The organism is Tenacibaculum aiptasiae (genome assembly GCF_008806755.1).
GTDB classification, from domain to species: domain Bacteria; phylum Bacteroidota; class Bacteroidia; order Flavobacteriales; family Flavobacteriaceae; genus Polaribacter; species Polaribacter aiptasiae.
The window spans coordinates 54788-66807 of the sequence record NZ_WAAU01000036.1; the positions used below are offsets into that span (position 1 = coordinate 54788).

The window sequence follows — 12020 nt, forward strand, 5'->3', positions numbered from 1 at the left end:
TATATCAATTTTTAAAGGCCGAGAGGATTTCTTTGAGTTTTATAAATATGGTTTTAAATTTATTCTTTAGGTAATTCTGGTGTTGAAATGCGAAAAGCAGGAGCGGAAAGGCTTTCTAAAAAAGCAATAATATTTTCTTTTTCCTCTTCTGTTAAATCTAACTTTTGTATTAAAGGCGAAGTTGTAGGAAATAAACTGTCGTTTTTTTGGTGCTCCCTACGTCTAGGTCTGGGCATTCCATTACTATACATATTTAAAATTCCATCCATTTTTCCAAATAAACCATTATGCATCCATGGACCTGTACGCATAACATCTCGTAGACTAGGTGTTTTGAATTTTCCTACATCTTCCTTTTTTTTAGTAATATTATATCTACCTAAGTCTTCAAATTTCCTGCCGTAATAGGTAAGTCCTAAGTTATGAAATTTATTATCGGTGAATAAAGGTCCGTTATGACATGTTAAACAACGGCCTTTAGTTCTAAATAAATGTAATCCTTTTAATTCGTTTTCGTCGAGTTCTTTTTTTCCTAGTAAAAAATTATCAAATTTAGATTTACGACTAATTAACGATCGTTCAAACATTGCTATTGCATAAGCAATGTCTTCTATAATAATATCTTCTTTATTAAAAATATTTTTGAAAACTTTTCTATAACCTTTTATACTTTTTACTCTAGAGACTACTGTATCTAGATGAGTATTCATTTCTACAGGGTTTTGAAATGGACCTAAAGCTTGTTCTTCAAGTGAGGCAGCTCTTCCATCCCAAAAAAAATGTTTGTTATAAGATAGGTTTAACACAGTTGGAGCGTTTCTGTTACCTTCTTTAAGCATAAAACCTAAAGATTTTTCTCTATTATCAGTATAGTTTTGTATTGGATGATGGCAACTAACACAAGCAAATTGTTTTGTTTGTGATAATCTTGAATCAAAAAATAATTGTTTACCCAATTGTAAGAGTTCTTTTGAAGGTTTCTCATTATTTGGATAGTTAGGTTTTGGTAATACTCCTAGTTCTTTCCATGTAACGGTACTGTCTACCCATGGTTTTACCCATTCAGAAGGTTTCTTTTTATAAATATCTTGTAAAGCTTGATATTCTGATTTTTGCTGTTTACAGGAAACCAATAAATTAAATATAATAAGAGCTATTATACTATATCTCATGCTAAAAAATTAATAAGTAATATTGAAAAAGAACATTGCTCCATAATTGAAGCCTTTATTATAGGTGATGTTCTCGTTTAAGTTGAAAAAATATTGTTGTTGTAAAGTGGTACCTAAAGTTAGATAGGTAGCTGATTTAACTTTACGTTGATATCCAATTTGTAATGACGTATTTAATTTATTAGCGGTGTTTAAATAAAAGTCAGGCAGAGCAACATCAGTAATAAAACGGTTGTTAGTATTACTAAATAATTTTTCTTTTTTTAAATTGAAAAGGATGTCTGTTTTAGCTTTTAGGTAGATTTTATTGTTTTTGATTTTAAAATCTTTACCATAAAAAGCACCTAAACTTGCATTAGCGAAATTAAAACTATTTACAGCTTGATAATCTTTCTTTTCTAGTTGATAGTAGCTAGTATATATACCAAAATTGTGATTAATTAAATTGTCTGTTTGCTTTAAAATTTGATAGGTTGCTTGAATATCAATTAAAGAAGCGTCGTAATTTTTACCATTAGTAGATATTTTGAAGTTACTTCCAGAAGTATAATTTCCATTTAAAGAAAATGAATGACCATTATTAAAATTATACCAATTAACTTTAGAAGAAACTTTATTTACTGTGTATTTGGCTAATAATATTTCTTCAGAAGTATCTACCGCGTTAAATTTTGTGGTAGTATTATCATATCTTATTTCGGCGTGTAATAGTTTGTTTTTCCTATTTGAAATATAATTAAATCCTCCGCTGTATTTGATATCGTTTTCTGTGTTTGTCAAAAAGATAGCTGTTTCAATAAGTCCATATCCATATGATATTCTACTATAGATTTCAGTATTGTTAGGAATGTTTTCATAACCTCCACCTAAATAAGATATTTCTGATTTATTATTTACAGATCCGTAACCACCAAAAGCTCCAATATATTTTTGAGGAGAAATTTTATAATAAAGTGAAGCTTTTACAAAAACATCTAAATAATTTAATTTGGGAATTGGATTTATTTTTTTTCTAAAAAACTGAAGTGTTTTATAGTTTATGTTAATTGTGGTAAATAATTTATCTTTTATTAAAGGTAAAACTAAATTTCCGTTGAGACGATAAAATTGATTGTCCCAATTTCCACGTTTATAAGCTAAATTATAAATAGGAGATGATTCTACAGGATTTTTATAAGGATGAAGATTTGTGGTATTCCAGCCTAAACCATCTAGATAGTTGCGAGTATAACCTATATTACCTGTAAAAAGAGTAGTGTTTTTTTTGTAAATACCCTCGGTTTGTAAATTAATATTTGTTTCTTCAATAGCTTGCTGCTGTTTAGCTTTGTTGTTTTGTTTATTTTGATAGGATAAGGTAGTATGAGTGTAATTGTTGACCTTATTTATGTAGAATAAAAAAGGTGTTTTATGAAAGTTCTGTAATAAATCTTCGTAGTAAAAGTGTTGTAAGTTTTGTTGAACTTTTAAACTATCTTGTGCATTTATCTTAGCAAAAGAGAGTAACATTATTATGGTTGTGAAAGCTTTTTTCATATCCTTTAAAAAGAAAAGATCTAGTTTTGTAACAAGATCTTCTCTATTTTTTATGAGTTATATTAATTCCAACCTCCAGGTACTGGAATGTCTATTGCGATAAAATCATTTTCAGAGTTATTGGTATCTTGTAATACTTTACGAGTTCCAAAAGTTTGAGCTACTTTTCTTATAATAGATTGAGATGAGTATTGTCCTTTAGGTACAAACATTTGTCCAGCATCTATAGAAGAGTCTAAACGTCTAGGTGCAGCTTTTGCGGCATCCGCTTTACGTACTTCAACACCATCAATAATAATGTTATTAGGTATTTGTACAAATTTTCTTGTTTTGGAAGTAATGGTAGTAGTTTGAGGATTAGGTATTTTATTTAAAGTATTAAAGTCATCTATTCGGAAAATTACAAAAGAATCTCTACCAGATGGATCTAAAATTAATTCTCTTTGATAATTGTTGTAAACAATATCCATGTTTTGTACAGATGGATTGTCAATGTCAGTAGAAAGAGGTGTTTTACCAATACTGTTAAAGTAATCAACAAAGTTTACTTCAAAATTAGCACCACTTAAATCAATTGTCAACTCTGGTTTTGCTACTTGATAAGTTTTAGTAGGTGTAACTAAAGGTTGTTTGTGATTAATTGCAGTACCAGCAACCACAGTACTTTCACCTGGGTTTAAAGGATATTGTTTTCCTGTTCCAGGAAATTTAATAATATGATCAGCATATGTGTAATCTGTATTTGATTTATCACCTTTTGTTTGATCAATAGATTTAGTCCAGTCGAATTGTCCATTTGCTAAAGTATATGTTTTAACAGAGCTTGTCGTTCTACCATATACTTGAGCAAAGTGTAAACCGTCAAGGTATATTACTTCGTTAGAATTGTTGTAAAGTTCAAAAAATAAATCTCTAAAACTAGCGGAATTAAAAATATCAGAACCAGCATAGTATACTTGTTTAATTAGTAGGTCGCCAATTTTAGAAGTTTTTAAAACTACGGTTTTGTTCATGTCAGAACTATTGTTTATTACAATATTATCTAATGTACCGCTAAAGTTAACGGTAGTTTCGGTTGTGGCTACACCAAAAAAGTTTTTGTATTCATTAGAAGTAAAACTAGCAGTAGCTGTAAGGTTGTATGTACCTGGATTTACAGCGTCAAAATTTACATTTCCTTCAGTATCTGTAGTTGAAATGTATTCATCTGTAGAATTGATACTTTTTAATTTTACTTGAATTCCAGCAGTAGATTGATTATTGAATGCCTCACCAAAGTTAGCTTTGATACCATAAGTCACTGGTTGAATTATAGGATCATCACTACAAGATGTCATCGTAAAAGTAACAACAATAAGAAAAGCTATTAATTTATTAAAAGATTTCATTTTTTTTGTTTTTGATTAATGTTTATTGTTTTCTAAAATTTATAAAAAATACTTCCCCCAAAGGAAATAGGTCTGTTTAATTGACTAAGACTCCATGAACCATCACTATTTAGTTTTCTGGATTTAGGTAAATGGTTTAAGAAATTAACTGCATAAAAAGAGAATCGTAAGCCGTTATCAAATTCTTTGCTTAATCTTAAATGATAATTCCCATAAACTCTATCAATATCATTAGAAAAGGAGTCGCTATTGGTTCCTAGTTTTCTGACTCCACTATATTTGGTATCGCTTTGCTCGCTTTCTGGAATAGTGTGGTGGTTAAGGTTTCTATCGTAGTATGCAATTGGATAAATATTTCTGCCAAAATTGGATTGTTTGGCCATAATAAATTGCTCGGCAGTAAGAGTTATGACTAGTCCTATACTTGAAATATGATGAATTGCTGTTATTGAGCTATTAATTTTTTGAAACCTTGTAGGTCTACCTTTATGAACTCCAATTAAAACATCTGATGAATCATCATTGTTTACAATAAAAGAATTTAAAGGGTTATTGTTTAAGGTGTTTCTATAAGCTGCTGTTAAATTAAAAGAGGTATTAATTTCCTTTATTTTTCCAGTATTTACTAATAGTTCTAATCCGTAATTTTCGCTTTCTAAAGCGTTACTAGGTAAGTTGTAATTTAATAAAACAGGTTTGTGTCCGCTAAGGGTATAGTCAGGAGCTCTGTCTGGATAAAAAGTAAAATCATAGGTTGGTAGTTGTGCTATTTCAAAACTACTTTGATTAGTAAAACCGTCTTTTAGTTTATTATAATAAAAAGTTAAAGATGTGTTTATTGCTTTTGTGTTAAAATCAATACCGGCTTCATATTTAAATGTACGAGAAGGTTTTAAGTTTTCGTTTGTAAACTGTCTAACAAAAGTATGAGCTAAAGCTAATGAATATGAGTTGGTTCTGTAGTCAGCAATTAAGTAATCGTAATAAAGATTACCAGGATAAAGAGATTGTAAAGAAGGCGCTTTACTAAATAGGCCAGCACCAGTTCTAAATTTTAATTTTTTAGATAAATATAATTTTGTGTTTATACGAGGGTTTAAGATGGAGTGTTTGTTGTAATTATCATATCTTAACCCTAAATCTGTAACCCACTTTTTACCAAATATTTTGCTGTTAATATTCGTAGTTAGATAAGTGCTAAAACGTTTATCTGCCGGAAAATTATCGTTAAAATTGATGTTTCTAAAACCATTACTTCCGCGACTAGAAACACTATAAATAATAAGAGGTTCATCCGAACTACTTGTATTTCCCTTGCCAAAGTTTTTATTAATACTGAATGAAGCTCCTAAATCAATTTTAAAAATAGTATTGTTGAAGTCAAATACTTTTTGAGCTTCTAATCTGCTGAAAAAAGATAATGGTTTGTTGTCTACTTGTTCAGTAGCCCAATAAGAAACAGGAGTATAACTAGCTTCATAGGTACCTTCACTTGTAGCTCCTAAAATAGGATTACCTCCATAACTAGTGAAGTTAGAGTTCAAACTATTGTTTTCACTGTAGTCTAAAGAGATAGTACTAGTGATATTGTCGATAAAGAAATTGCTAAAGTATGTTGTATTGGTATTAGATAATCTAAATCTTCTACTATCATTTTTTCTTTCCCTTCTACTAGTTGTTGATTCTTGAGTGTTGTATGAATTTATATTTTGAGCATAGCTAAAACTTAATAAGTTGCGTGTTTTATTAGGCTTTCTGTACGACCAACTACCGTTAAAGGTTAAACGATCATACTTATCTATTGCTGACCTAGGATCGGCATCAGATCTTAAGTAGTCTAAGCCTAAGTTTAAAAAACCTTTTTCTTTGGGTAATCTGTATCCTTTTGAAAGAGAAACACTATAAGATCCAGCTCGTAAAGTTGTATTTAAAGAAAAGGGAGCTGTTCCATGAGCTCTATTAATTTTTACTAATCCAGAAGTATGGTTACCATATCTAGCAGAAGATATTCCTTGAACAATATCAATAGATTCTATGTTGTTTAGACTTAGGTTTTTTAAATCTAAGCCCATGTTAACGGTGTTGTTTTCGGTAATATTATTAAAACCACCATACTTAAGACCTCTAAAGCCACTTAAATTTACATCGTTATCTATAGGGACATCATCTATAACATAACCAACACCAAAAGTATTGTTAAGTAAATATGGATCATTATTTGTAAGAAGTCCATTGTTTACATTCCTTCTAGAAGCATCACTAAAAAATGCTGTTCTTAAACTTAATAATTGTCTTTCGTGTAAATTAGATTCAGAAATAGAATTACCAGGGATTAATTGCATTACATCAGCAACACTTTGAGCTTGTACTAAGTTTATAGCTTGTTTACCTAATACTAAATTAGAACCTGTACTTTCTTCTTTGTTTTTAGCTGTAACAACAACTTCATCTAGTTTAAGATCATTGTCTGCTAAGCGAATAATTATATCAGACTTAAATTCCTTAACCAATAAACTAACTTTTTTCTTTCCGAGAAAAGAAAATTCTAGGGTTACAGGTAGTTTTTTAACAGCAATATTAAATTGTCCATTTTTATCAGTTACTGCCCATTTATTGTATGGTTTTATATTTATTACTGCTTCTGAAATCGGGAGACTACTTTCAGTATCTAGCACAGTACCTTTTATTTGAGAATAACTTAAGCTTGAAAAGGTTAAAACAAGAACTAATAGGATATACTTTAAATCCATCCTTCATTTTATTTGGGGACAAAGTTATTTGTATTTAATCTAAATAAAAAAAGAAAAATTAAGATTTAATTAATTTTTAATTAATCGATAAATAAAATGTGAAAATTTAGGTTTTTTGATATTTATTATTCTAATAATTGATTAATCTTTTAGTTTAAATGTTAAAAGTGTTGATGGTGTTTTGGGTGGTTAGTTCTATTAGGTTAAAACAAAGGCATATACATTGTTATGGAAAGCATTTTTTTAACATATAATATGTCTAAGTTTCTTCAAATTAAAATTTATTTCTGCTCATCTTATAAAGTAATCTTCTCAGATAGGAATATGAGGTAGTTGCCTTTTATTCAATTTATAAACCGTTCGTCGATACTTTTCTGTTATTCAGCGAAGTAAGTAGTACCGTTTAACCGCTGTTTTAGACATAAGAGCATTTATTTGAATATTATTGATGTGTAAAATTTCAAGTAAATAATAAATGAGCAATAAATAGAAATATCTTATCTAATCGCTATAAAAACGAAACGAATTTTAGATATAAAAATTGGTTTTAGAACTCTCTTCAAAATAGCAAAGAAATTCATTTTGTTTAAAAAACTATATTTAAAAGAGAGAAGTAGAATTAAAATTTTTTCTCCATTTAGAGAGCAATTTTTTTTGATATAAAACTTACTACAAAGCTATGAGAATACATCAGAATTTTGTGAGGTTAAAATTGAAGTTAAAGTGCAGTTTTTCTGGAGTTTAGATGGTGATTATATCAAAAAAAGAGGGTAGTCAATATTGTTTTAAAAGTGTGAAATAGATGAGGTTCTGCGTTAAATTAAATTATTAATAAGTGTATATGTTTTTATTTAAAATGTTTAGTGAATTTGAAATTAGATAAACACTATTTGTTGTAGGGGGAAAACACTATTCTGTAAAAGAAAAACACTATTTAATACAGGAAAAACACTATGTAGTATGGGGAAAAAATACTCAATTCAAAAACTAATATTTGGAATCAGTACTTTCAAACAAGAAAGGTGTAAAAACAATCTGATTCTTTTAAGTCAAAAGGCAACAAAACTCTTCTATTAATTAATGTCTTTTGAAAATAAAATCGATTAAGAAATAATAATTAATGAAGTAGGATTTAAAGGAGTCCTAAAAATTCAGGTGCTCAATGATAAGATATTTTCTATACAGTTAAACTTAGTTTAAAACAGCTATAAAAGATATAATTAACAAATAACGAAAGACTATAACCAAAAAATATTTAATGAAAACATAAATACAAATTATCAACTAGAAAAACCACAAGAATCATTTTATACAAACACAATTAACCTTACATACATGAAAAAAAAAGATTCCCTATTTAGTAAATTTTCCAAAACTAAGGAGGCTAGAAAAAGAGAGCCTGACAAAATTTTTATACTGAGTTTACTCATATTTTTTAATTTTTTTCTATTTGTGCATAAAAATCATGCACAATATTCAAATACACATTACGTGCCTCCATATGTGTCCGGAGTACAGGCAAGTAATACTCAAAATGAACAATATTTAGTATTAACTACTTTAGAGTCAGCTGCTTTTGATGTAACTATTACATTAGGAGACGGAACAACTAAATTACCAACAGGTCAATTGGCTGCAGGAGCAGGAACATCTATTATTACGAGTGGTTCTCCTAGTCCAGGACAATACAATTCAACTACAGGAGTTGCTTCTATTAGTGCTACCAATCCATTGGTAATTAGAATTGGTGTTCGTTCTAGTGATTCAGTAGCAGGAACAGGAGTATTGACTACAAATGATATTAATACTTCTACAGGAGATTTAAATGCTTCTGTAACTCCAGGTTATGAAGACCCAAGTAATCAAGGTTTGATTTTAACAGCATCCAATAATTTTTATGTAAACCTAAGGCATGACTCGGGCTCGCAAGGAGGTTCTTTAACAGGAAAAGGGAGTGCTGGTTTAGGTCAAAGTTTTATAACAGGAAGTCCAGTTGCAAATAATACTTATGATAGAAATGTTTTATTTATTTCTGTAATGGCTACACAGTCAGGTACTACGAATGTAACTTTTACAGATTTTAATGGAAGAACTTTTATAGGTCATGGTACATCAACTACAATTAATAAATCTTTAAGCCAAGGAGAAACTTATGTAATAGCTCAATTAGTGGATGGAGACGGATCAGATCCTGATTATGATACTGCAGCAGAACGAAATAGTTTTAATGGTATTTCTGTAACTTCAGATAAAGATATTGCGATAGCTTCAGGAGGTTTAGCAGGACCAGATGCTTCAAGTGCAGGTAGAGATATTGGGTATGATCAATTAGTACCAGTGAGTGAAGCTGGAAGCGATTTTATTTTAGTAAGAGGACAAGGATCTGCAGCGCTAGAATATGCTATAGTAGTTGCTACTCAGGCTAATACACAAGTGTTTTTAAATGGAAGTGGAACAGCAGTAACAACACTTGCTAATGTTGGAGATTATATTCTTTTAAATAGTACAAATAGTCTTTGGCAAACAGCAACTAATAGTAATGATAATGCATATATTAGAACAGATAAACCTTCGTTTGTATATCAAACAACAAATGGAGCAAATGCGTCTAATGTATCGAGTATGAATTTGATTCCGCCAATTAGTTTATGTTCTGAAGTTTCAGAAGTAACTATAGCGAATCCATTACAGTTTGGAACAGCGTATTTAAATATTACGGTTCCAGTAGGAACTAATACAACTGTAACACCTACAGGAGGAGGAACAACTTTTGTAATAGGACCAGATGGAGGAGATGATGTTGATAATAGTAGTAATAATGTTACAGGTAATACAGAATGGTTTACACATACATATCAGATTCCTTCTGGAGTAACTTCAATCAATATTAAAGGGAACGGAGACGAGTCCGTAGGAGCTACGAACCCTATAAATGTAGGTTTTTTAGGGGCGTCAGGTAATAAAGGAGCCGCAGGATATTTTGCAGGATTTGGAGCACCACCAAGTGCAACAGTAGATGGATCAAGTATTATGTTAGGTGGAATTGCATCTACAACTCTTAACGAACCATTAAATGCAGCTGGAGAAACAGCTGTATCATTCTCTTTCGAAGTTGAGGTTCAAGGAGATTGTACTTCTAATGTTTCTGTAGATTGGGAAGTAATAGCTGGAACGGCTCAACTAGGAACTGATTATACTTTAGCATCAGGAACAACTTCTGGAACAGCTTCTTTTACAGCACCTAGTGGTACAAGTACACAAACTATTAGCCTTCCTAATATTACAATAAAAGATGATGCTGAGGTTGAATCGACAGAAACATTAATTATCCGACTTTCTAATCCTGTAAATGCAGTATTAGGAAATACAGATACGGAAATATCTATAACGGATAATGACACATCTGTTTCAATAGCAGCAACAGATGCTACAAAAAGTGAGGGGAATTCAGGAAATACTGCCTTTACTTTTACAGTAACTCGTACTGGAATTACTACGGGAACAAGTTCAGTAGATTATGCAATAACTGGAAGTGGAGCTAATGCAGCAGACGCAACTGATTTTGGTGGAGCATTACCATCTGGAACTGTCAATTTCGCAGCTACAGAAACTAGTAAGGTAATTACAGTGAACGTAAATGGAGATAGTGCATTTGAACAAACTGAAGAATTTACAGTAACCTTATCAAATCCAACAGGAGCAGAAATCGGAACAGCTACAGCTACAGGTAGTATTACAAATGACGACTCAGGTGTTAGTGTTAGTAGTCCGACAATAACAGAAGGAGATAGTGGAACAACGAATGCAGATGTTGTGGTAACCTTAAGTTCTCCAGCACCATCAGGTGGAACAACAATATATTATACTGTGGTGCCAGGAACAGCAGTAGCTGGTGTAGATTATACAGCACCAGCGGCAAATGCTAGAATAATTATTCCAGCAGGTAGTAGTACGGGAACTATTAGTATTCCAATTATAGGAGATACTACAATAGAAGCAGATAAATCTTTTACAGTTCAAGTTACAAGAGACTTAATTATAAATGCAGGGTTTCAAGATGGAACTACAGGATGGACTACAGTATCAGGAACGCCGAATTGTGCTGGAAGTTTTTCTTTTGAAGTAAATACAGAAACAGTATATGGAGGTAGTGTTGCTTCAAATCAAGTTTTGGAAGTTGATTGCTTGTCTCAAGGATATCAAGATTTTCCAACAAAAGCAGGAACTACTTACGATGTAAGTTTTATAACATCAAGAAGAACTGCAGGAGGTTCACCAGCATCTGTTAATGGAACAATTACTGTTCAAGATAATAATGGAGGAGTACTAACTAACTTAAATAGTACTACAGTAACAAAAACAAATACTACTTTTGAATATACTTCAAGTACATTTTCATTTACCGCAACAGGTACAACTTCTAGAGTATTATTTACTTCAACATTAACACAAACACTAGGTTTAATTTTAGATGATCTTTCTGTGGAGCCACAAGTAGCTGATGCTACATCTACTGTTACAATTACAGATGATGACACTTCTGTTTCTATAGCAGCAACAGATGCAGTAAAAGCAGAAGGAACAACAGGTTCTACGGCATTCACTTTTACGGTTACTCGTAATGGAGATACTAGTGGAACAAGTGCTGTGAATTATGTTGTAACGGGAAGTGGAGCGAATCCAGCGGTAGCAGCAGATTTTGGAGGAGCTTTTCCAAGTGGTACAGTAAACTTTGCAGCTACAGAAACTAGTAAAGTAGTCACAATAAATGTGAGTGGAGATACAACTGTTGAACCAGATGAAGGCTTTACAGTAACATTGTCTAGTCCAGTTGATGTAGGTATTTTGACAGGTACAGCTACAGGAACAATTACAAATGATGATCCTACAATTACGTTTAATGATATAACAGTTACTTATGGAGATGCTAATTTTAATTTAGGAGCAACTTCAAATTCTGGAGGTACAATTGCATATTCTATAGTTGGATCTCCTAATGGAACAAGTTTATCAGGTACAAATAATGAAACGGTAACTATAGGAAATGTTGGTACAGTTACCATAAGAGCAACTGTAGCAGCTAACGGAATATATGCTTCAGGAACTAAAGATATTACGTTAACAATAGATCCAAAAGCATTAACAGTTTCAGTAACCGCAGATAATAAGGTTTA

Annotated in this window: 5 protein-coding genes; 1 reads left to right on the forward strand and 4 read right to left on the reverse strand. The window is 31.1% G+C overall.

The window, feature by feature from the left end:
* Positions 1 to 59: 59 nt before the first annotated feature.
* The 4 genes from F7018_RS17450 to F7018_RS17465 all read right to left on the reverse strand — a co-directional run bounded on the left by F7018_RS17450 (position 60) and on the right by F7018_RS17465 (position 6846).
* Positions 60 to 1172 carry a cytochrome-c peroxidase gene (locus F7018_RS17450; RefSeq protein ID WP_150901389.1) on the reverse strand — a complete coding sequence of 371 codons (1113 nt, stop codon included), beginning with the start codon at positions 1170 to 1172 and terminating at the stop codon, positions 60 to 62.
* 9 nt (positions 1173 to 1181) lie between these two features.
* Complete coding sequence (locus F7018_RS17455; RefSeq protein ID WP_150901390.1) at positions 1182 to 2708, reverse strand: DUF6850 family outer membrane beta-barrel protein; 1527 nt, start codon at positions 2706 to 2708, stop codon at positions 1182 to 1184.
* 62 nt (positions 2709 to 2770) lie between these two features.
* On the reverse strand, positions 2771 to 4096 hold the full coding sequence (locus F7018_RS17460; RefSeq protein WP_150901391.1) for a DUF4876 domain-containing protein: 1326 nt from the start codon (positions 4094 to 4096) through the stop codon (positions 2771 to 2773).
* Between the two features lie 32 nt (positions 4097 to 4128).
* Positions 4129 to 6846: a TonB-dependent receptor gene (locus F7018_RS17465; RefSeq protein ID WP_150901392.1), complete on the reverse strand. Its 2718-nt coding sequence runs from the start codon at positions 6844 to 6846 to the stop codon at positions 4129 to 4131.
* 1452 nt (positions 6847 to 8298) lie between these two features.
* Between F7018_RS17465 and F7018_RS17470 the strand changes: the two genes are divergently transcribed.
* The coding region (locus F7018_RS17470) for a Calx-beta domain-containing protein (RefSeq protein ID WP_217701397.1) at positions 8299 to 12020 on the forward strand (3722 nt) is incomplete at its 3' end.